The organism is Acidovorax sp. BL-A-41-H1 (assembly GCF_051942715.1).
This window is the reverse complement of record NZ_JBPVJQ010000014.1, coordinates 81550-103166: the sequence shown is the minus strand read 5'-3', so window position 1 is coordinate 103166 and position 21617 is coordinate 81550. Positions and strand designations below refer to the sequence as shown.

The window sequence follows — 21617 nt, the reverse complement described above, 5'->3', positions numbered from 1 at the left end:
GGGGTGGCATCATATCGGCCATGCCTCTTTCCCTACAGACAGTCGCATCACGCACCGAAGCGTTGATCAATGAACTGTCGCACTTCCCGTGGAAGACCACGGCCCAGACGCTGCGCGAGCGCTTTCGTGAGGACCATCTGGGGCTCACGGCCAGCAGCCTGACCTTCACCACCATCCTGGCGCTGGTGCCGTTTTTTACCGTGGCGCTGGCGGTGTTCACCGCGTTCCCCATTTTCGGCAAGCTGCAGGATGCGCTGCAGGGCTGGCTGGTGAGCAGCCTGGTGCCCGACAGCATCTCGCGGCAGGTGATTGGCTACCTGAACCAGTTTGCCTCCAAGGCCAGCGGCCTGGGGGTGGCGGGCTTCAGCATCCTACTGGCCACGGCGCTCGCATTGATCCTTACCATCGACCGCACGCTCAACGACATCTGGCGCGTGCCGCGCCTGCGCCCGCTGGGCCAGCGGGTGCTGATCTACTGGGCCGCCATCACGCTGGGGCCGCTGCTCATGGGCGCGAGCCTGGCGCTCACCTCGTATGTGATGTCGGCCTCGGGCGGGTTGGTCAAACGGTTGCCCGATGGCGTGCAACTGCTGTTCGACTCGATCCAGTTTGTGGTGCTGGCGGGGGGCATGGCGTCGCTGTACCACTATGTGCCCAACACGCCGGTCAAATGGCGCCATGCCTGGACGGGCGGGCTGTTCGTGGCCGTGTGCATCGAGCTGGCCAAGAAGATCCTGGCGCTGTACCTGGGCAAGGTGCCCACCTATTCGGTGGTGTACGGCGCGTTTGCCACGCTGCCCATCTTGCTGGTGTGGATCTATGTGGCCTGGGTCATCGTGCTGCTGGGGGCCGTGGTCACCGCCTACCTGCCCAGCCTGCTGGCGGGCGTGGCGCGGCGCGGCACGGTGGCGGGCTGGACGTTCCAGCTCGCGATCGAGGTGCTGCAGGAGCTGCACCGCGCGCGCAGCCAGCCCATGAAAGGCCTACGCCCCAGCCAGCTCGCTCAGCTGCTGCGCGTGGACGTGCTGCAGCTCGAACCCGTGCTCGAAGCCCTGACCGCCCTGGACTGGGCGGGCGAGGTGGCCGATGCGGCGGTGAGCGCTTCGGACGTGCCCGAGCCGCGTTATGTGCTGCTGGCCGACCCGGCCCGCACCCCGCTCGCGCCCCTGGTGCAGAAGCTGCTGCTGGAGCGCGCCCAGAGCCTGGCCCCGCTGTGGCAGCGCGCGGGCCTGGAGAGCCTGCACATGGCCGATGTGCTGGAGAGCGCCGCGCAGGCCGGATGAACTGCTGCTGCGCTTTGATCGCTATCAAATATATAGCTATCGGCGCATTGTGGACGAGCGGTAGCGGCCATTTTTTCTTGAATTTTCAGATCAGAACGGCACCTTGCCCGTCCAGATGTCCTTGTACATCACCCAGTCGCCCATGAAGCTGTAGAGCGGGCGCTTGAAGCTGGCGGGCTTGTTCTTCTCGAAGCCGAAGTGCCCCACCCAGGCAAAGCCATAGCCGCAGAGCAGACCATACAGCAGGTACTGCGGCTTGCCCGTGGCTACCAGCATGGCCAGGCAGACGAGGGTGAGCGTAGAGCCCACGAAGTGCAGGCGCCTGCAGGTGCGGTTGCTGTGCTCGCCCAGGTAGAAGGGGTAGAACTCCGCGAAGCTCTTGAAGCTGCGCGGGTCGGTGGTGGTGTGGGGGGCGCTGATGTCCATCGTTGTCTCCTCTGTTGTTTTGCAGGGGGCTCCCCATGCCCTGGCCCTTTGTGAGCGATGGGAAAAGGCGGCCCCTGGCGCTTTATACGCCCAAGCCCGCAGGGATGGGGTAGTGGATTTGACAGCGGCGCGGTTGCGGTGTTTTAATAAATCGACTGGTTGATCTATTAATAACTGCACAAGGTTTTTCACATGCGTACCGTGGACCCCGAGCGCCATCAGGCGCGGCGCCAGCAGATCCTGGAGGCCGCGGTGGCCTGCTTCATGCGCAAGGGCTTTCATGCCACCCGCACCGCCGAGATCTGCGCCGAGGCGGGCATGAGTCCCGGCAACCTGTTCCATTACTTCCCGACCAAGGAGGCCATCATCGCGGCCATCGTGGAAGAGGACCAGCGCGAGACCGCCGAGCGTTTTGCCGCTGCGGCAGGTGCCGACAACCTCTACGGCGCGCTGATCGCCATCGTGGAAGAAAGCCTCGCCCTGCTGGCCGACCCGGTGTACACCCGCATCGGCCTGGAGGTGCTGGCCGAGGCCGTGCGCAACCCCGATGTGTTTGCCAGCGTGGCCCGGAGCGAGGCGGGCCGCAAGGCCCAGCTGGTGCGCCTGCTCGATACGGCGGTGGAACGCCAGCAGGCGCGGCTGACCATGCCGCCTGCGCAGGTGGCGGACTGGATCCTGCTGCTGCTGGATGGCGCCTTTGGCCGGGCCATGGTGGAAGAGCGTTTTGACGCCCAGGCCTATCGCTCGCTGGTGCTGGGGGCCTTGGCCGCAGTGGTGGTGCCGGTGGGGGAGGGCGCATGACGCAGGCAGCGCACCCCCACGAACCCGCCGCACCCACCACCCCCGTCCACCCCGCATCGGCCAGTGCCGGGCGCGAACACGCCATCGACGCGCTGCGCGGCTTTGCGCTGCTGGGTATCCTCATGGTCAATGCGGGCAGTTTTGCATCCACCTACTTTGGCGTGGGCGTGGTGGACCCGGCCTTCTCCCGCACCGTGGACCATGCCGTGCGCTGGTGGGTGAGCTTCATCTTCGAGACCAAGTTCTACCTGCTGTTCTCGCTGCTGTTCGGCTACAGCTTTGCGCTGCAAATGGATTCGGCGGAGCGTTCGGGCAGCGCCTTTGTGCCGCGCTTTCTGCGCCGCCTGCTGGGGCTCTTGCTGCTGGGGCTTGCGCATGCCTGGCTGCTGTTTGCGGGCGACATCCTCGTCACCTATGCACTGCTGGGCGTGCTGCTGCTGGCCTGGCGCGGGTTGAAACCCGCAGCGGCCACGATGCTGGCCCTGGCGCTGCTGGGCATGGTGGCCGGAGGCTGGGGCCTGCTGGCCTGGCTGGTGGCGCATGTGCCACCCATAGAGGTGCCGATGGCCGAACTGCATGCCAAGGCGCAGCAGGCCGCACAGGCCTACCGTGCGAGCGCGCTGGATGCCATCGCCCAGCGCGGGCGAGACATGGCCGACGGTGTGTGGTTTGTGCTGGTGTTTGTGCAGGGGCCCTGTGCACTGGCCATGTTCCTGCTGGGGCTCGCGGCCCACCGCTCGGGCTTTCTGGCCCGGATGGCGCAGCAGCCAGCGCGCTTGCGGCGGTGGATGGCGTGGTGCCTGCCTGCAGGAGGGGCGGGGGCCTTGTTCTATGCCACGGCGCAGGTGGGCACCAGCAGCGTGCAGCAGCCCGAGCATGTGGTGCTGGCCGCGCTGGCGGTGGACCTGGCCACGGCGCCGTTTCTTACCTTCGGCTATGTGGCGCTGCTGCTGTGGCTGCTGCAGCATGGCCCCGTGGGCCAGCGTCTGGGCGCGGCGCTGGAGCCTGCGGGGCGCATGGCGCTGTCCAACTATCTGCTGCAGTCGCTGATCGGGGCCACAGTTTTCACGGCCTATGGCTTTGCGCTGGTGGGCCGGGTGGCGCCCTGGCTGGTGGTGCTGGGGGTGTTCACGTTGTACGGGGCCCAGTTGGCGTGGAGCCGCCGCTGGATGGCCACACACGCCTACGGCCCGGTGGAGTGGTGGCTGCGGGCCTTCACGCTTTGGCAGTGGCCAGCGTGGCGGCGCGGCGCGCCCTGACCACTGGCCAGGGCGCGGGCGGCGTGTTGCTCAGCGGGCCAGAAAGTCGCGCAGCGCGAACAGCGTTTCTTCCGGCGCTTCGGTCATCTGGTGGTGGCCTACGGGCAGGCTCGCGATCGACACCGATTGGCCTGCAGCGCGGGCCGCGTTGACCAGGCCTTGCGCGGCCTTCGGGGGGGTCATCTGGTCCTGCGCGCCCAGCGCAAACAGCACCGGGCAGGTGAGTTGCGCCATGGCGGCTTCGCCACCGGCGTAGCTGTCGCAGGCCACAAAGCCCCGGTGGAACACGTTGACGGCCGGGTTGCTGCGCAGCACCCGGCGGCCCAGCGCCATGCCCGTGCCAAACACCCAGGTGCCGGGCCCCAGGGCCGACGGGGGCGCGGCCAGCGTGTTGCGCGAGAACACGTTGACCATGCGCAGGGCCTTTTCGGGGTCGCTCTGCGAGGCCTCGATGAGCGCGGGCGACACCTTCATCGGGAAAGCCGTGCCCACCAGCACCAGATGGCTGACGCGGTCCTTGAGCCGAGCGGCGGCTTCCATGGCAATGAGCGAACCCCAGCTGTGGCCCACCAGGGCTGCGCGCTGCACGCCCGCAGCGTCGAGCAATGCGCCGATGAAGTCGGCCGCCTGCTCCACCGATGCAGGCGCGTCGCCACCGCTCTTGCAGTGGCCCGGCAGGTCGATGGCCAGCACGTTCCAGCCATGGTTGGCCATGTAGCGGCTTTGAAGGGCCCACACGCTGTGGTCGTTGAGCACGCCGTGGATGAACACCACCGTGGGCTTGGCGGCATCAAAAGCCTTGCCGCCGGTGTAGCAGTAGATGGCGGCGCCGTTGACTTGGATGTGCATGGTCAGGCCCCCGCTTTCTCGGCGGCCTTGAGCGCGCGCTTGAGGTCGTCGATGAGGTCGTCTGCATCTTCCAGACCGATGGACAGACGGATCGTGCCCTGGCTGATGCCGGCGCCCGCCAGCGCGTCGTCGCTCATGCGGAAGTGCGTGGTGCTGGCGGGGTGAATCACCAGGCTGCGGCAGTCGCCCACGTTGGCCAGGTGGCTGAAGACCTTGAGGGTTTCTATGAACTTCTTGCCCTGCTCGCGGTTGCCCTTGAGGTCAAAGCTGAACACCGAACCCGCACCGCGCGGCAGCAGCTTTTGCGCCAATGCATGGCTCGGGTGAGACTCCAGCATGGGGTGGCCCACGCGCGACACAAACGGCTGCGCAGCCAGAAATTCGACCACCTTCTCGGTGTTGCGCATGTGCTGCGCCATGCGCAGCGGCAGGGTCTCGATGCCTTGCAGGATGAGCCAGGCCGTGTGCGGGCTCATGCAGGCGCCAAAGTCGCGCAGCCCCTCGCGCCGCGCGCGCAGCAGGAAGGCGCCCACGGTGCTCTCTTCGGTGAACACCATGTTGTGGAAGCCATCGTAAGGCTGGGTCAGCTCGGCAAACTTGCTGGCGGATTTTGGGCCGTCCCAGTCAAAGCTGCCGCCGTCCACCACGATGCCGCCCACCACGGTGCCGTGGCCCGAGAGGAACTTGGTGGCCGAGTGGTAGACGAGGTCGGCGCCATGCTCGAAGGGCTTGATGAGCCAGGGGGAGGTGAGGGTGGAGTCCACCAGTAGCGGCACGCCCGCTTCGTGTGCGATGGAAGACACTGTGGGGATGTCCAGCACATCCAGGCCGGGGTTGCCCACGGTTTCGCCAAAGAACAGCTTGGTGTTGGGGCGCACAGCGGCGCGCCAGGCGTCGATGTCGCCCGGCTTCACAAAGGTGGTTTCGATGCCAAAGCGCGAGAGCGTGTAGTGCAGCAGGTTCTGGGAGCCGCCATACAGCGCCGTGCTGGCCACGATGTGGCTGCCCGCGCCCATGATCGTGGCAATCGCCAGGTGCAGCGCGGCCTGGCCGCTGGCGGTGGCAATCGCGCCCACGCCACCTTCCAGGGCCGCCACGCGCTGCTCCAGCACTGCGTTGGTGGGGTTGCTGATGCGGCTGTAGACATGGCCGCCGCGCTCCAGGTTGAAGAGCGACGCTGCGTGGTCGCTCGACTCGAAGACGAACGAGGTCGTCAGGTGGATGGGCGTGGCGCGCGCGCCGGTGGCGGGGTCGGGGCTCGCCCCTGCGTGCAGGGCCAGCGTGTCAAAGCCGGGGTCGGAATAGCCGGGCATCGGGTGTCTCCCATGTTGTCAATGCAGGCGGGCATTGTGGGCTATATTTGGTAGCAAATTGTCTATAGCGCCTGCCGCGCTTCTCTCGCCCTCTCGGAGACCCAGCACCATGAAAGTCAGCGACATCCTTCGCGTCAAAGGCAACACCTTGTACACCGCCTCGCCGGACGAGCCGCTGGCAGGCGCCGTGGCCCTGATGGCCGAGCGCGACATCGGTTCGCTCGTGGTGATGGAGCATGGCGACCTGGTGGGCATGCTCACCTTCCGCGAAGTGATCCAGGCCGTGGTGAAAAACGGCGGCAGCGTGGGCACGATGCTGGTGCGCACCGCCATGGACGACGCGCCTTTGACCTGCACCCTGGAAACCGACATGGACGAGGTGCGCCGCATGATGCTGGACCGCCACGCGCGCTACATGCCGGTGATGGACCGCCGCATGCTCATGGGCGTGATCAGCTTCTACGACGTGGCCAAGGCCGTGGTGGACAGCCAGAACTTCGAGAACAAGATGCTCAAGGCCTACATCCGCGATTGGCCTGAGGAAGAACCACGCGCCTGACCCCGCCGGGGGATCCGGTTGCCGCCGTGGCGCGGCCCTGCCACCGCGTGGATGCCCGGGTCAGTGGTTGTGTGCCGCCGATCGGGCACCCAGCCAGGCCTCGATGTCCTCGGGCGGAAGGGGCTTGCCAAACAGATAGCCCTGCATGACCGGGCACCCATGCGCCTGCAACCATTGCTGCTGGCCCACGGTTTCCACGCCTTCCGCCACCACCACCATGCCCAGGCTGTGCGCAATGCTCAGCACCGACACCGTGAGTGCGCGCGCCGTGGCGCTGGTGGTCAGGTCCTGCACGAAGGCCATGTCCAGCTTGAGTTCGCTGATCGGCAGCCGGTGCAGGTAGCTGAGGCTGGAGTACCCGGTGCCAAAGTCGTCCAGCGACAGCTTGAAGCCTTGCCGGTGCAGGGTGTCGATGTTGGCCAGGGTCACCGGCCGCGCGTCCATCATCACGCTTTCGGTGATCTCCAGCAGCACATCCCCGGGGCGCAGGCCGTGCTGTTTCAAGGCGTCGGCGATCTCCTGCGCCAGCCCGGGTTGGTGAAAGCTGCGGCCTGACAGGTTGATGGCCACGCAAGGCACGGGATGGCCTGCCGCGCGCCATGCCGCAAGCTGGCGGCAGGCTTCGTCCAGCAGCCACAGTGTGAGCGTGTGGATCAAGCCCGCCTCTTCTGCAATGGCGATGAACTGTGAAGGCGGCACCATGCCCCAGGTGGGGTGGTGCCAGCGTGCCAGGGCTTCGACGCCATGCAGCGTGTCTGGCGAGCTGCTGAGCACCTGGGGCTGGTAGTGCAGGGTGAGGCTGCGTTCTGCCAGCGCCTGTTGCAGCGCGCGTTCCAGCGATGCGCGCTCTTGCGCGCGGCGGTTCATCTCGGCGCTGAAAAGCTGCAGGCTGTGCCGGTGGTCGCTTTTGGCCTGGTGCATGGCCTGGTCCGCGTGCAGCAGCAGGGTGTCGATGTTGCTGCCGTCGTCGGGGAACATGGCGATCCCCAGGCTGGCGTGGGGCCTATGGACCTGCCCGTTGATGTGCAGGGGCTGGGCGATGGATTCCAGAATCCGCTGGGCCATGGGCACTGCCTGTTCGGTGGTGCATTCGGACAGCAGCAGCACAAATTCGTCCCCCGACAGCCGCCCGATCAGGTCGCGCGCACGCAGGCACTGCGTGAGCCGCGCGGCCACCTCGCACAGCAGGGCGTCGCCTGCGGCGTGCCCCTGGGTGTCGTTGATCTGCTTGAACCGGTCCAGATCCAGAAACAGCAACGCCCCGGGGCGCTCTTCGTGCTCCAGGCCGGCCAAGGCGCGTTCTGCGCTGCTGCGGAACATGGCGCGATTGGGCAGGCCCGTGAGCGTGTCGAAAGACGCCAGCTGGTGAATGCGGCGGTGGGTGCTGTCCCGTTCGATGGCCAGGGCGCACAGGTGCAGGCACACCTCCACCAGGCGGTGGTGCAGCGCACCGGGGCTGCGGGGCTCCCGAAAATAAAAGGCGAAAGTGCCTACCGGCTTGCCCTGGTGGTTGGAGATGGGGCTGGACCAGCAGGCCCGCAGGCCCGTAGGGGCGAACAGGTCGCGGTAGTCCGTCCACAGGGGGTCGGTGGTGATGTCGGTGACGATCACCGGCGCGTTGCGAAACGCCGCCGTGCCGCAGGAGCCCACCTTCGGACCAATGGGAAGGCCATCCAGGGCATCGCAAACAGCCGCTGGCAGGCCGGGGGCGGCCAGAGGGCGCAGGCAGCCTTGTGCATCGACCGCCAGGATGGAGGCCGTGACTTCGGGGGCAATCCGCTCCACCTCGCGGCACACGAGCGCCATCAGGTCTGGCAGCGGCAGTTCGTTGACCATGCCTTCCAGCACCTTTGTCTGCAGCACTTCGTGCATCTTGGTCAAGGTGATGTCCGTCAGCACCGTGATGCTGCCTCCCGGGCCGCCCGAGGCCTCGGGCGAGGCATTGATCACCATCGATACCCAGCGTGGTTGCCCGGACTTGCTGTACAGCATGGTCTCGACATGGAACTCGCCCTGGGTACTGACTTTGGAGCGGATGCTGCCCAGCAGGGCCGGATCGGAATGCGGGCCCAGCAGCACCTCGCTGAGCAGCTTTCCCAGTATTTCCTCGGGCTGAAAGCCAAAGAGCCGCGTAAACCCCTGGTTGATGTACACCACCCGCTTGGCGCTGTTGGTCATCACGATGGCGTTGTCGCTGGCATCCAGGGCCTTGCGAAGGGGGGCATCGCCCAGCATGGGGGGCAGAAATTCTGCGTGGGGCAAAGAGGGACCAGGCATTGGCAGGGCAGAGGCGGGCATGAAGGTCCCGGAGGTGGTGTGCCGATCCTAGCAAGCGCGTGGGGCCATGCCAAGCGCGATATGCCCTGCGCAGTGCGGGACAAGATCGGTGGATACGCCGGTTGCGCTCCAGGCCGTTGGGGGGCGGTGGGTCTGGGATAATCCCGCCCCATGAGCGGCAACACCATCGGTACCCTATTCGCAGTCACCAACTTTGGTGAATCCCACGGCCCGGCCATTGGCTGCGTGATCGACGGCTGCCCGCCGGGCATGGCCCTCACCGAGGCCGACATCCAGGCCGACCTGGACCGGCGCCGCCCTGGCACCAGCCGCCACGTCACGCAGCGCAACGAGCCCGATGCGGTGGAGATCCTCTCTGGCGTGTACGAGGGCAAGACCACCGGTACCCCCATTGCCCTGCTGATCCGCAACACCGACCAGCGCAGCAAGGACTACAGCAACATCGCCGAGAGCTTCCGCCCCGGCCATGCCGACTACACCTACTGGCACAAGTACGGCATCCGCGACCCGCGCGGCGGTGGCCGGTCTTCCGCCCGCCTGACGGCGCCTACGGTGGCCGCGGGCGCTGTGGCCAAGAAGTGGCTGGCACAACAGTATGGCGCCGAGTTCCGCGCCTGCATGACCCAGCTGGGCGAACTGCCCATCCCGTTCGAGAGCTGGGACCACGTACGCAACAACCCCTTCTTCGCCCCTGTGGCCGACGTGCAGCAGTACGAGGACTACATGGATGCCCTGCGCAAGGCGGGCGACTCCTGCGGGGCCCGTATCCGCGTGCAGGCCACGGGCGTGCCCGTGGGGCTGGGCGAGCCGCTGTACGACAAGCTGGATGCCGACATCGCCCACGCCATGATGGGCCTGAACGCCGTGAAAGGCGTGGAGATTGGCGCGGGCTTTGCCAGCGTGGCGCATCGCGGCACCATGCATGGCGACTCGATGACGCCCCAGGGCTTTCGCACCAACAACGCCGGGGGCGTGCTGGGCGGCATCAGTACGGGGCAGGACCTGGAGGTGAGCATCGCCATCAAGCCCACCAGCTCCATCATCAGCCCGCGCGAGTCCATCGACATCCACGGCAAGAGCACCGAGGTGATCACCAAGGGCCGCCACGACCCCTGCGTGGGCATTCGCGCCGCGCCGATTGCCGAGGCGCTGCTGGCGCTGGTGGTGATGGAGCACGCGCTGCGCCACCGCGCCCAGTGCGGCGATGTGGTGCCGCCCGTGCCGCCCATCCAGGCTTCGTTTCTGTAACACCAACTCCCACCGTCCCAGGGGCGGTCCCTCTGTATGAGCAACCGCTTGTTCCGGGCCTTCCGTCGCCGGGCGCTGGCCGCCTTGGCCGTGCCGCTGTGGCTGGGCGGCTGTAGCGGCATTGCGCCCACAGCCCCCGTGGCGGGCAGCGCACCGCCCCACATCGACATCACCCTCATCGGCTTCAACGACCTGCACGGCAACCTGGAGCCGCCCCACATGGCGCACCGGGTGCAAGGGCCCACGGGCCCGGTGCTGGCACCTGCCGGGGGCATGGCCTACTTTGCCAGCGCCATGGCGGCCCTCAAGGCCCAGTCGCCGCACCATGCGGTGGTGTCGGCGGGTGACATGGTGGGCGCCTCGCCGCTGGTGTCGTCGCTGTTTCTGGACGAACCCACGATCGAAGCGGTCAACCGCATGCAGATCGACTTCAATGCGGTGGGCAACCACGAGTTCGACCGGGGCTGGCGCGAACTGCTGCGGCTGCAGCACGGCGGCTGCGAGAAATTCACCTCGCGCGAGCCCTGCCGCATCAGCAAGCCGTTCGAGGGCGCCCAATTTGGCCTGCTGGCCGCCAACACAGTCCGCGAAGACGGGCGCACCCTGCTGCCCGCCACGGGGCTCAAGCGGTTTACCGAAGGCGGCGTCACGGTCACCATGGGGTTTATCGGCCTCACGCTGCAGGCCACGCCCACCATGGTCAGCCCGTCGGGCGTGGCGGGGCTGCGTTTTGAGGACGAGGCGGCCACGGCCAATGCGCTGATCCCGCAGCTCAAGACCCAGGGCGCTGATGTGATTGTGGTGGCCATCCATGAAGGCGGCGGCACCACGGCGGGCGTGCAGGAGACCAGCTGCGCAGGCCTCTCGGGCGACATCGTGCCCATTCTGGAGCGCCTGGACCCTGCCGTGGATGTGGTGGTCTCGGGCCACACGCACCAGGCCTATGTGTGCGACTACAGCCGCGTGAACCCGGCCAAACCCTTCTTGCTGACCAGCGCAGGCCAGTACGGCACGCTGCTCACTGACATCCAGCTGCGCGTGGATACGCGGACCCGCCGTGTGGTGAGCAAGACAGCACGCAATGTGGTGGTGCAGGGCGAGGCCTTTACTGGTGCCCAGGGCCTTGTGCCCGTCACCACCGCCGTGCCTGCCTTCCCGGCAGACCCAGGTGTGCAAAAGATCATCGACACCTACCGCGCCGCCGCCATTCCACTGGCCCAGCGGCCCGTGGGCCAGGCCAAGGGCCCCATGCGCCGCCAGCCCAACGCGGCGCTGGAGAGCGTGCTGGGTAACCTGGTGGCGGACGCCCAGCTGCTGGCCACGCGTCCGCCCGAAGAGGGGGGCGCGCAGCTGTCGTTCATGAACCCCGGCGGCCTGCGCGCCGACCTGGTGCCGGATGAGCAAGGGCTGGTGCGGTATGGCCAGCTGTACGCGGTGCAGCCCTTTGGCAACCAGCTGGTGGTGAAGACCTTCACGGGGGCACAGATCCGTGCGGTGCTGGAGCAACAGTTCGCCAGCGGCGGCAACACGGTGCAGCGGCCCCGGGTGCTGTCGGTGTCCAGCGGCTTCAGCTACCGCTACGACCTGACCCAGCCCGCCGGGGCGCGCATCAGCCAGATGGTGCTGAACGGGGCGCCATTGGCCGACGCGCAACCGGTGCGCGTGGTCATGAGCAGCTTCCTGGACAGCGGCGGCGACAACTTCACGGTGCTGACGCAAGGCCGGGACCGGCAGGTGGGCGCGCTGGACCTGGACGCGCTGGAGGCCTACTTCCGCCAGCAAAGCCCGGTGGCGCCGCCCGCCACGGACCGCATCACGCGCGTGGGCCGCTGAGGCGGGGCCGCGCTGCAGCCATAGTGCGGTTCAGCTGCGGCGGCGCAGCGCACCCAGCCATTGCAGCGGATTGAAGCCGGTGACCAGCCCGGTCGCCACCAGCACCAGCGCGCCGCCCCAGAGCATGCCCGGCCCCAGGGCCTCGCCCAGAAAGACATGGCCCCAGGCCACGCCAAACAGCGGGATCATGAAGGCCGAACTCATGGCGGCCACGGGCGAGACATGTTTGAGCACCCGCAGGTTGAGCCAATACGCCAGGCCGGAGGTCACGATGCCCATCACGGCCACGGCGGCCAGTGCACCGGGTGTGAAGCGCGCTTCGGGCAGGCTCCAGGCTGCGCCCGGCAGCAACAGCACAAGGGCGGCGGCATGGATGCCTGCGGCAATCGACAGCGGGGACATGCGCTGGGTGGCGCGTTTCATCCAGGTGGTCGAGATGCCATAGCAGGCCGACGCCGCCACACAGGCCGCCGCCGCCAGCAACAGGGCGGGCGTGGGCTGCACGGGGCCCAGCTGCACGATCAGCGCCACGCCCGCAAAGCCGCTGAGGCAGCCCAGCCACTTGCGCGCGCTCAGCGTGTCTTCCTTCATCCAGGCGGCGGCGATCACGCCAAACGGTACAGCCATGGTGTTGAGCAGCGAGCTGTAGCCCGCTGGCAAGTGCAAGGCCGCCCAGGCGTACAGCAAGAAGGGCAGGGCGACGGTGAGCGTGCCCAGCCCGAACAGCTCGCGCCAGTGGCGCCAGGGCCAGGACTCGTTGGCGACGCGCATGATGCCAATCAGCGTGAGCGTGGCCAGCCCGATGCGCAGGGCCGCCATCACGTTGGGCCCCAGCACGGGGCTGGCGATGCGGATGAAGAGGAATGAGGCGCCCCACAGGGCAGACAGCAGCACCAGCTGCAGAAAGTGGCGGGTTTTCACCGCAGCGATTGTCGGGCACGGGCGCTGGGCGTGCTGCATGTGCGGGTAAAAAACTTAAAGCAAAAAATGCCGTTTGCGCTCGTCCAGTATGCCGTTGCAGCTATCGTTTGAGGAGCGTTGCGCGCTGTAGCCTTGGTGACAGCGCTGCTGGCAGCATCTGTCGGGAAGCCATGGCGTTGTTTGATTGCTATGCTATTGATAGCTATCAAGGCATGATGGGCGCGCTGTAGGCGCCAAAAAGCTTGAATTCCATGCCCGGTGGGCCGGGTGGAGGTGACCACGTCGCCTGGCCTGGCGCTGACCTACCTACTTGCGCACTTCATCGACCATGGCGCGGAAGTCGTCGATGTCTTCGAAGCTGCGGTAGACGCTCGCAAAGCGGATGTAGGCCACCTTGTCGAGCTTCTTGAGTTCGCGCATGACCAGTTCGCCAATGCGGCCGGACAGCACTTCGCGCTGGCCCAGGTTGAGCAGCTTTTCCTCGATGCGCTCGATGGCGCTGTCGATCTGCTCCGTGCTCACCGGGCGTTTGCGCAGTGCCAGGCTGAACGAGCCGAGCAGCTTGCTGCGGTCGTATTCAATGCGCCGACCATCCTTCTTGACGATGGCCGGGAAGTTCACTTCCGGCCGCTCGTAGGTCGTGAAGCGCTTGTCGCACGCGCCGCACTGGCGGCGGCGGCGGATGAAGACCCCATCCTCAGACACCCGCGTTTCAACGACTTGCGTTTCGAGGTGGCTGCAGAAGGGGCACTTCATGGACTTCCAGGACCGGCTTGCTTAACGGTAGACCGGGAAACGTGCGGTCAGGGCGTTGACCTTGGCGCGCACGGCGGCGATGTTGGCCTCATCGCGGGGGTTGTCCAGCACGTCTGCAATCAGGTTGGCCGTGATGCGGGCTTCTTCTTCCTTGAAGCCGCGTGTGGTCATGGCGGGGGTGCCAATGCGCACGCCGCTGGTCACCATCGGCTTTTCAGGGTCGTTGGGGATGGCGTTCTTGTTGATGGTCATGTGAGCGGCGCCCAGCACGGCCTCGGCTTCCTTGCCGGTGATGCCCTTGGCGCGCAGGTCCACCAGCATGACGTGGCTTTGCGTGCCGCCCGACACGATGCGCAGGCCGCGTGCGGTCAGCGTCTCGGCCACAACCTTGGCGTTCTTGGCCACTTGCTCTTGGTAAGCCTTGAACTCGGGCTGCATTGCTTCCTTGAAGGCCACAGCCTTGGCTGCGATCACATGCATCAGCGGGCCGCCTTGCAGGCCGGGGAAGATGGCGCTGTTGATGGCCTTCTCGTGCTCAGCCTTCATCAGGATGATGCCGCCACGGGGGCCGCGCAGGCTCTTGTGCGTGGTTGATGTCACCACGTCGGCGTGGGGCACGGGGTTGGGGTACACGCCGGCAGCGATCAGGCCCGCGTAGTGGGCCATGTCCACCATGAAGATGGCGCCGATTTCCTTGGCGACCTTGGCAAAGCGGGCAAAGTCGATGTGCAGGCTGTAAGCGGATGCACCAGCCACGATCAGCTTGGGCTTGTGCTCGCGGGCCTTGGCTTCCATCGCGTCGTAGTCGATCTCTTCTTTGGCGTTCAGACCGTAGGAGACCACGTTGAACCATTTGCCCGACATGTTCAGCGGCATGCCGTGGGTCAGGTGGCCACCTTCGGCCAGGCTCATGCCCATGATGGTGTCGCCGGGCTTGAGGAAGGCGAGGAACACGGCTTCGTTGGCGGATGCGCCGCAATGCGGCTGCACGTTGGCGGCATCGGCGCCGAAGATCTTCTTCACGCGGTCGATGGCCAGCTGCTCGGCCACGTCCACATGCTCGCAGCCACCGTAGTAGCGCTTGCCGGGATAGCCTTCGGCGTACTTGTTGGTCAGCTGGGTGCCCTGCGCCCACATCACGGCGGGGGAGGCGTAGTTCTCGCTGGCGATCAGCTCGATATGGTGCTCTTGCCGGGCGTTTTCGGCCTGGATGGCGGCAAAGAGTTCGGGGTCGGTTTGTTCGACAAGAATGTTGCGGTCGTACATGGTTTGGCAGTCCTAAGAACTTGTGTCCCTTGAAACAAGGGCTGCCCAGGCGAACGGCTGAACGCAGCGGGTGGCCCCGTGCGGCACGCTTCCCAGTGGTTCACAAGGGGCGGGCCCTTGCCGGTTTCCACGTCAGCGGCAGCACCCTGTGCGGGTACCGCGCCTATCGCCAGTCGCGTACTTCGCTAGTGTAGCCGACACGGCGGCGTGCACCTACTAGGTGCATCGCACAAATCTCCGCTGGGCCGAGGGATTCACAGACCCGACAGCAAGGCCACCTTGTCGGCGGTCGCGGTGGGCGCTGCCGGGGGGGCTGCGGCCGGAATGCTCTGGGCAGGCGCCTGGGTGGACAGCGATGGGGGAGGGTTGAAGGGCATGGCCCGGCCGTTGGCGACCTGGCGCAGGCGGAAATGCTCTGCCATCACCTTGGCTGCATAGCCGCCATCGTCGGCCATGTTGGCTGCGCCCACGTAGTAGCGCAGGCCGCCCTCGACGGAGCCAGCGCGCGCAATGCATTCCTGCAGCACCTTGACACCCACACGCAGGTTGCTCACCGGGTCGAAGGCCGCAAAGTGGCCGCCAAAGCTCTGGTATTTGTCGGTGTGCACGCGGGTCATGACCTGCATGAGGCCCTGGGCGCCCACGGCGCTCTCGGCAAACGGGTTGAAGCTCGACTCGATCGCCATGATGGCCAGGATCAGCGTGGGGTCGATCTTGGCGCGGGTGCCGATCTCATAGGCCTCGGCCACCAGCACGCTGAGCGGCTCGGGCGCCACGCGGTACTTCTTGCTGAGCCAGAACGCCACGGCGGCCTGCTCCTTGGGCAGGTCCTTGGGGTTGGCGGCCGTGGCGCGCTCGCTGGCTTCGGGCTCGATGGGCATGCCCAGCATTTCCACCTGGCGGGCCTGCAGCCAGCCCATGAGACGCTCTTCGCCAGCCTGGCGCAGGTCGGGCCGGGCCGTGAGGGCAATGATGATGAAGGCAACGGCCAGGCCGATGAGGGCAAAGCTGTTGTGGGTGATTTCAAGAAAACCTTCGGTCACATCGGCCACGAAGGTTCGTACGCCGGAGACTATTTTTCCTGACGCTGTCATAGCTCTTCCTTTCTGAGGCGCAGCGGGAGCTTGGAGCAGTCACTGGGACTGCACCTTCCCGGCAAGTCGCCTGGATTGGTACGCCATCAAGTCCGGGCTGCACGTCTGTGGAGTGCTTGTCGCCTGGTTTGACTTAGCCGGGTTCGGCAGCGGGTTGGGGTTTTTACTAGCCCGTTTTCAGGGCTGGCGGATTCTAGAAGCTCTCTAAATGCATAGTCAATACTAACAATCGAAATCATCAGATACTTGAGTTATGAAAAATCTGTAAAAAATTACAGTTTTTGGGCTCTTTGAGGGGCTCGAAGTTGCCTGGCGCGGGTGGTGGGTGTGACACCCTCGTGTCAAATTCAATCGGCCGTGTGGCCGTCATTGAGAATCCGATTTGAGCCCGGAGAGCGACTTTGGTAAGGTGGAGGCGCCTGTAGATTTCAGGCATCGCCAGACGAAGCGAAATCTCCCTCCGAGGGCATTCAGTGCCAAGGTGCAGCAGATGCCGCTTCTAAGGCAACCCCTGGAGGCAATCCCTTGCCTCCTCGCCATGCGGACCTTTATCTCCGCATCGCGACCGATGGCAAAGACCGTTGTGTCAGCCGTCAAGCCCGGCGGGCAGGCCATGAGGCCCTGTCCGTCGGGCTTTCTTGTTTGCGCTTCATCCTTGGGATCCTCTGCACAAATTCTGCACAAATCACCGCGTCGTGTGCATCTGCGGTCTCGGGCTGTCTGCGGCGTTGCAAATACTCGCAATAGCTACGGCTATTGCTGCTTTTTGCGCCTTGCAGCCCATCCCGTTCCGCAGCGCCCGCTTGCCGCTCCATTCGTGCAAGATCCCTTGGCGATTGGGCATTGGCGTCTATATATAGATAATGGGGGCTGCCCCTGGCGGGGCGACTGTTCGCCCGCAGTAGGGCGAGGTTCCCATAGAGGGGCCGCAGCCTGTCGGCTGCCTGTCCAAGCCTTGTGCCAGATCACCTGTAGAAGGTTGGTGTGGTGCATACACAGGCGCCCGCTCAGAACCCGGTGAAAATAGCCCCTTTGTTGCCCCGGCACGCATGCAGTGCGCTTGCCGTGGCAGGTCTCCTTTTGGCAATGCGCCAGGGGTGCCTTCGTTATCCATTGGATCCATGTTTCCATTTTTTTCCCGCAGCAAAATGTCCGACGCACCTGAAGTGAATCCGGCCCCGGCCAAAACCCAAGAGCCGCATCCGCTCGACGCGCTGACCGGCGGTGCTTTTTCTGCCGCCACATCTGGCGAACGCGCCTCTCGCATCCGTGACTGGCTGGCCACCCAGCCCGCGCCCGAACAGCTGCAGGAAGTCTTCAAGGAGCTGAGCGGCCGTGACAAGGGTGCCGCCCGTGCCGTGCGTGAGCGCCTGGATGAAATCCGCCGCGCCAAGGGGCAAGAAGCGATCGCCGCCGAATGGGCCGAGAAGGCCCAGGCGCTGTTGGCCGCCCCCAAGCTCAATATTGCAGACGCCCTGGCCTGGCAGCGCGATGCGGCCAAGGCCGGTGCGCCCTTGTCCCGTGAACCGCTGTCGTTGCTCAAGGCGCAGATGGCTGACCGCGTGAAGGTCATCGAAGACCTGCAGCACCGCGTGCAGGTGCAGCGCGAAGCCGCCGTGCTGCTTGCACAACGCATTGAAGTGCTCTCGACCAAGCCTTGGCGCGATGCACATGCGGCGCTTGAACTGCTGCGCGCCGACGTTGCGCGCTGGCAGGAGCAAGCCCAGGAACTGACGGGCGACGCCAGCTGGGTGAGCGTGGAAGCCCGCTTCCCCCCGCTGCTGGACGCCTCTCGCACCCAGTTGCTGGTGGTGTGGGAAGCCTTCCAGCCCGCCGTGGCCCAGGCGGCCGCAGCGGCCGAAGACGCAGCAGCACCCTTGCCCCCCGTGCCCGTGTGGGCCGATGAACTGCGTGCTGCGCGAGGCCTGCCTACCGAGGCGGCCGCCGCTTCGGCTGCAGCCAAACCCGCACGTGCCGCCAAGCCCAAGGTGGCTCCCGAGGTGGTGGAGAAGGCTGCACAGGTGGTGCGCGAAGCCCTGGCGACGCTGGAAAAGGAAACCGCCGAAGGCCATGGCAAGGCCAGCGCCGGTGCCGCCGCCGCCCTGCGGGCCGTGCTCAAGGTGCATGGCAAACACATCGACAACGCGCTGGAGCAGCAGGTGCACACCGCACTGGTGGCTGCGGGCGAACTGGAGGGCTGGCAGCGCTGGAGCGCCGACCAGGTGCGCGAAGACCTCGTCGCCAAGGCTGAGGCATTGCTCAATCGCCCCGAAGGGCAGGCCCTGGGTGGCCGCAAGATGCAGGAGACCCTGCGCAACCTGCGTGATCAATGGAAGCAGGCAGACCAAGGCGGTGCCCCCAACCACGCCTTGTGGAAAAAATTCGACGAAGCCTGCAACGCCGCGCACAAGGTCGTCGAGGCCTGGCTGGACAAGATCCGCACCGAAGCGGCTGAGCACAAGGCGCAGCGCCTGGCGCTGATCGAAGAGGTCAAGGCCTGGGCGCAAGAGCACGCGTCATCGACCGACTGGAAGGGCATGAACCGCGCTCTGTACCAGTTTGGTGACCGCTGGCGCGAGGGTGGCCATGTGGGCGAAAAGCTGTTTGCCGAACTGCAGCCGCAGTGGAAGCAGGCCATTGCCCTGGCCGCCGCGCCGCTGGAGGCCGCACAAAAAGACAGCCTGGCCCGCCGCCACGCCATGATCGACGAAGCAACGGCGCTGGGCGCTGCACCCACGCTGCGCATTGACGCGGTCAAGGCCCTGCAGCAGCGCTGGCAAGCCGAGGCGCAGTCCGTGCCGCTGGATCGCAAGCACGAACAAAAGCTGTGGGATGCTTTCCGCAAACCCATTGACGAGGCGTTCAATCGCAAATCGGCCGACCGTGAAAAGGCTGCCACCGAACTGAGCGCACGCGACCGCGCGGTGCTGGACGCCTCCAAGGCCCTGGAGGCTGCCAATACCACGGGCGATGCCCAGCAGATCCGTGCTTCCGTGCAGGCGCTGGAGGCTGCATTGCGTGGCCAGGCCCAGGCGGCTGAAGCGGTGGCTACTGCGCAGAAGGCGGAGGCGGCACAAAACGCTGCGTCGCCTGCCGAGCAGGCCGGCGCGGGTGATGCTCTTGCGGCGGATGTCGATGCGAGTGGGGCAGCCGCTGATGGCGAAGTTGCGGCACCTGCCGCCGCCCCTGTGGCGCCCCCCAAGCCAGCCCGCCCCGTGGTGGCTGTGCGTGGCGACGACCGCCCTGGTATGAAAAAGGATGCACCAGCCGCCGCTGGCCGTGGCGCGCGTCCAGGTGATCGCCGTGATGGTCGTCCTGGTGACCGTGACGCGGGCCGTGGCCCGCGCACCGAAGGCCGTTTTGGTGACCGCAATGACCGTGGCGGCCGCATGGGCGAGCGCCCTGCTCACGAAGACCGTGGTCCCCGCCTGGGTGATGCGGCTTTCCGGGCACAGCGTGATGCCATGGAGCACGCTCAGTTGGCGCTGAAAAAGTTGGCAGCCCAGGCCCATGGTGAAACGCTGACCCAGTTGCTCGCGGCGTGGGACAAACGCGATCCGTCCCAGGTCCCGAGTGCACAAGACCTGGGTGGCCGCGTGACGGCATCCGTGCGCGCCGCATGGACACAGGCTCTGTCTGCCGCGCCTCAGGGCGATGCGTCCGAAGCGTTGCTGCGCCTGGAAATGGCAGCCGAAGCCCCCACACCTGCGGAGCACATCGCTGCTCGGCGCATGCTGCAACTGCAACTGCTGACGCGCCGTAACGACCCGGCCCCGGCCCAGACCTGGGGCCAGGATGCTGCCCGCGTGCTGGCCAGTGCCAGCGACCCTGCCAGCGCCCGGCGTCTGCAGAACGTGCTGAAGACGCTGCTGCGCAAGCAGTAAGGGATGAGGGTGCTGCTCGGGTGGCCCGGAGGGGCTCCCGGGCATGTGCCGCGTGTCCGTGCAGGCGAATGCGCCGATCCACGGGTGTGCTGCGTATTGGCGATTGGGTGATTGGCTGCGGCGAAATGTAGGCAGCACAAATGAAAAATCCCCGGCATGCGGGGATTTTTTTGTCGCTTTCAAAGCAATGGAAGTGCTCTGAAAATTTGCATATGGCGGAGAGGGCGGGATTCGAACCCGCGGTGGGGATTAGCCCACACACGCTTTCCAGGCGTGCGACTTAAACCGCTCATCCACCTCTCCGAAGCCCTCGATTATAGCCACAGGATTGCGTCTATCTGGGTCAGTGGCGGGATTCGCGGCAAAAAAAGGTGCTGGTTCGTTTTCAGCCTGCCTTCTGCGACGCCTGCACCATCTTCATGGCCGAGCCGATCAGGGCCGACACCTCGGTCATGTTGCTGGGCACGATGAGCGTGGTGGTCGCGTCGGACGCCACCTGGCTGTATGCGTCCACCGCCTTTTCTGCGACCTTGAGCTGCACGGCCTGTTCACCGCCGGGCTGGCGGATGGCGGTGGCCACGCGCTCGATGGCCTCTGCGGTGGCCTGGGCCACGGCGCGGATGGATTCGGCCTCGCCGATGGCCTTGTTGATGACAGCCTGTTTTTCCCCTTCGGAGCGGGCGATGAAGGCTTCGCGCTCGCCGGTGGCAATGTTGATCTGCTCCTGGCGGCGGCCTTCGGAGGCGGCAATCAGTGCGCGCTTTTCGCGCTCAGCGGTGATCTGGGCCTGCATGGCGTGCAGGATTTCCTTAGGAGGAGTCAGGTCCTTGATTTCGTAGCGCAGCACCTTCACGCCCCAGTTCAGCGCAGCTTCGTCGATGGCCTGCACGACCTGGGCGTTGATGATGTCGCGCTCCTCGAAGGTCTTGTCCAACTCCAGCTTGCCGATCACGGAGCGCAGCGAGGTCTGGGCCAGTTGCGTGACGGCCATGATGTAGTTGCTGGAGCCGTAGCTGGCGCGCATGGGGTCGGTAACCTGGAAGTACAGGATGCCGTCCACCTGCAGCTGCGTGTTGTCGCGTGTGATGCAGACCTGGCTGGGCACGTCGAGCGGGATTTCCTTGAGGCTGTGTTTGTAGGCTACCTTGTCGAAGAAGGGGATGATGACCTTCAAACCCGGGCCCAGCGTGCCGTGGTACTTGCCGAGCCTCTCGACAACCCAGGCGTTTTGCTGGGGAACCTGTTTGAAGCTGCGGATCACGACGACAACGACCACTATGGCGATGGCGTATGCGATGTAAATACCGTCCATATCAAGCCTTTCGGGAGAGATTGCTGAAAAAGGGGGTTACAAAGGTTCTACCAGCAGGCGGTTGCCTACAAGTTCGACAACTTTGTGCATTCCGGTGGTAGGCGCTACGCCGGGGCGATGAATCGCGGTCCAGCTTGCGCCTCGGTACTTCACTTGGGTGGTACCGTCGGAACTCCATTCACTGATGAGAATGGTTTCCCCCACATCCAGGTTCACGCTGCGGTCGGCGCGTGCCGAGGGGTCTTCGGGGCGCTTTTTCTTGTGGTGGTACCAGCCCACCACAGCAACGCCGCCAACCGCCGCAGCCGCCACGATTTGCATTGCTGCCGAGAGACCCATGTGGGCGGCCAATGCTGCAGCAACCAGCCCCAGCGCCACCATCAGCAGATAAAACGTCCCGGTAAGCAGCTCCGCAACGACCACGGCCCCCGCTGCCAGCCACCAGATGGTGGATGCCTCCATGCTGAACCTCCTTGGGTCGGTTGTGTTTAGTGCACCACATTCTGGGTCAAAAG

General features: G+C 65.8%; 17 protein-coding genes, 1 tRNA gene and 1 riboswitch. Of the genes, 7 read left to right on the top strand and 11 right to left on the bottom strand.

Annotation, left to right across the window (positions count from 1 at the left end; genetic code table 11):
* Nucleotides 1-20: 20 nt before the first annotated feature.
* A complete protein-coding gene (locus ACTPOI_RS26220) occupies nucleotides 21-1283 on the top strand; it encodes a YihY family inner membrane protein (RefSeq protein WP_440114661.1) in 1263 nt (420 codons plus the stop codon).
* Nucleotides 1284-1373: 90 nt separating this feature from the next.
* Here ACTPOI_RS26220 and ACTPOI_RS26215 read toward each other — a convergent pair whose 3' ends face one another.
* Nucleotides 1374-1709, bottom strand: coding sequence for an Mpo1-like protein (locus tag ACTPOI_RS26215; RefSeq protein ID WP_094290779.1), 336 nt, complete (start codon nucleotides 1707-1709; stop codon nucleotides 1374-1376).
* Between the two features lie 192 nt (nucleotides 1710-1901).
* On the opposite strand from ACTPOI_RS26215, the gene ACTPOI_RS26210 reads away from it, so the two are divergent.
* Entirely contained in the window at nucleotides 1902-2510 is a 609-nt protein-coding gene (locus ACTPOI_RS26210) for a TetR/AcrR family transcriptional regulator (RefSeq protein WP_440114658.1), read from the top strand.
* Nucleotides 2507-3769, top strand: coding sequence for a DUF418 domain-containing protein (locus tag ACTPOI_RS26205; RefSeq protein ID WP_440114655.1), 1263 nt, complete (start codon nucleotides 2507-2509; stop codon nucleotides 3767-3769). The genes ACTPOI_RS26210 and ACTPOI_RS26205 overlap by 4 nt, the downstream gene beginning before the upstream one ends.
* A gap of 30 nt (nucleotides 3770-3799) precedes the next feature.
* Here the strand turns inward: ACTPOI_RS26205 and ACTPOI_RS26200 are convergent, their stop codons facing one another.
* Nucleotides 3800-4618, bottom strand: coding sequence for an alpha/beta fold hydrolase (locus tag ACTPOI_RS26200; RefSeq protein ID WP_440114652.1), 819 nt, complete (start codon nucleotides 4616-4618; stop codon nucleotides 3800-3802).
* 2 nt (nucleotides 4619-4620) lie between these two features.
* Nucleotides 4621-5931: an O-acetylhomoserine aminocarboxypropyltransferase gene (locus ACTPOI_RS26195; RefSeq protein ID WP_440114649.1), complete on the bottom strand. Its 1311-nt coding sequence runs from the start codon at nucleotides 5929-5931 to the stop codon at nucleotides 4621-4623.
* Nucleotides 5932-6040: 109 nt separating this feature from the next.
* On the opposite strand from ACTPOI_RS26195, the gene ACTPOI_RS26190 reads away from it, so the two are divergent.
* The gene (locus ACTPOI_RS26190; protein WP_094290784.1) at nucleotides 6041-6490 is read left to right on the top strand and encodes a CBS domain-containing protein; all 450 of its coding nucleotides are present in this window, start codon (nucleotides 6041-6043) and stop codon (nucleotides 6488-6490) included.
* A gap of 60 nt (nucleotides 6491-6550) precedes the next feature.
* Here ACTPOI_RS26190 and ACTPOI_RS26185 read toward each other — a convergent pair whose 3' ends face one another.
* Nucleotides 6551-8767: a sensor domain-containing protein gene (locus ACTPOI_RS26185; protein ID WP_440114645.1), complete on the bottom strand. Its 2217-nt coding sequence runs from the start codon at nucleotides 8765-8767 to the stop codon at nucleotides 6551-6553.
* A 171-nt stretch (nucleotides 8768-8938) separates the two neighbouring features.
* Here ACTPOI_RS26185 and aroC point away from each other — a divergent pair, with 171 nt between their 5' ends.
* Together aroC and ACTPOI_RS26175 are read left to right on the top strand one after the other, a co-directional pair.
* On the top strand, nucleotides 8939-10036 hold the full coding sequence (gene aroC / locus ACTPOI_RS26180) for a chorismate synthase (protein ID WP_440114642.1): 1098 nt from the start codon (nucleotides 8939-8941) through the stop codon (nucleotides 10034-10036).
* Nucleotides 10037-10072: 36 nt separating this feature from the next.
* On the top strand, nucleotides 10073-11869 hold the full coding sequence (locus ACTPOI_RS26175) for a bifunctional metallophosphatase/5'-nucleotidase (protein WP_440114639.1): 1797 nt from the start codon (nucleotides 10073-10075) through the stop codon (nucleotides 11867-11869).
* 30 nt (nucleotides 11870-11899) lie between these two features.
* Here the strand turns inward: ACTPOI_RS26175 and ACTPOI_RS26170 are convergent, their stop codons facing one another.
* From ACTPOI_RS26170 to ACTPOI_RS26155, 4 genes are all read right to left on the bottom strand, one after another.
* On the bottom strand, nucleotides 11900-12799 hold the full coding sequence (locus ACTPOI_RS26170; protein ID WP_440114722.1) for a DMT family transporter: 900 nt from the start codon (nucleotides 12797-12799) through the stop codon (nucleotides 11900-11902).
* 297 nt (nucleotides 12800-13096) lie between these two features.
* Nucleotides 13097-13546 carry a transcriptional regulator NrdR gene (nrdR, locus tag ACTPOI_RS26165; RefSeq protein ID WP_063460772.1) on the bottom strand — a complete coding sequence of 150 codons (450 nt, stop codon included), beginning with the start codon at nucleotides 13544-13546 and terminating at the stop codon, nucleotides 13097-13099.
* A gap of 21 nt (nucleotides 13547-13567) precedes the next feature.
* Nucleotides 13568-14812: a serine hydroxymethyltransferase gene (gene glyA / locus ACTPOI_RS26160; protein WP_094290788.1), complete on the bottom strand. Its 1245-nt coding sequence runs from the start codon at nucleotides 14810-14812 to the stop codon at nucleotides 13568-13570.
* A gap of 36 nt (nucleotides 14813-14848) precedes the next feature.
* Nucleotides 14849-14999: riboswitch (ZMP/ZTP riboswitch) on the bottom strand.
* A 67-nt stretch (nucleotides 15000-15066) separates the two neighbouring features.
* Nucleotides 15067-15906 (bottom strand): lytic transglycosylase domain-containing protein, encoded by an 840-nt coding sequence (locus ACTPOI_RS26155; RefSeq protein WP_094290789.1) that lies wholly within the window; start codon nucleotides 15904-15906, stop codon nucleotides 15067-15069.
* A 1121-nt stretch (nucleotides 15907-17027) separates the two neighbouring features.
* Here ACTPOI_RS26155 and ACTPOI_RS26150 point away from each other — a divergent pair.
* Nucleotides 17028-19790, top strand: a complete 2763-nt coding sequence (locus ACTPOI_RS26150; protein ID WP_440114634.1) for a DUF349 domain-containing protein — start codon at nucleotides 17028-17030, stop codon at nucleotides 19788-19790.
* Between the two features lie 213 nt (nucleotides 19791-20003).
* On the opposite strand, the gene ACTPOI_RS26145 is transcribed toward ACTPOI_RS26150, so the two are convergent.
* The 3 genes from ACTPOI_RS26145 to ACTPOI_RS26135 all read right to left on the bottom strand — a co-directional run bounded on the left by ACTPOI_RS26145 (nucleotide 20004) and on the right by ACTPOI_RS26135 (nucleotide 21564).
* Nucleotides 20004-20093 (bottom strand) — tRNA-Ser (locus ACTPOI_RS26145).
* A gap of 82 nt (nucleotides 20094-20175) precedes the next feature.
* Nucleotides 20176-21093 (bottom strand): SPFH domain-containing protein, encoded by a 918-nt coding sequence (locus tag ACTPOI_RS26140; RefSeq protein WP_440114719.1) that lies wholly within the window; start codon nucleotides 21091-21093, stop codon nucleotides 20176-20178.
* Nucleotides 21094-21138: 45 nt separating this feature from the next.
* Nucleotides 21139-21564 carry an NfeD family protein gene (locus ACTPOI_RS26135; protein WP_440114631.1) on the bottom strand — a complete coding sequence of 142 codons (426 nt, stop codon included), beginning with the start codon at nucleotides 21562-21564 and terminating at the stop codon, nucleotides 21139-21141.
* Nucleotides 21565-21617 lie beyond the last annotated feature (53 nt).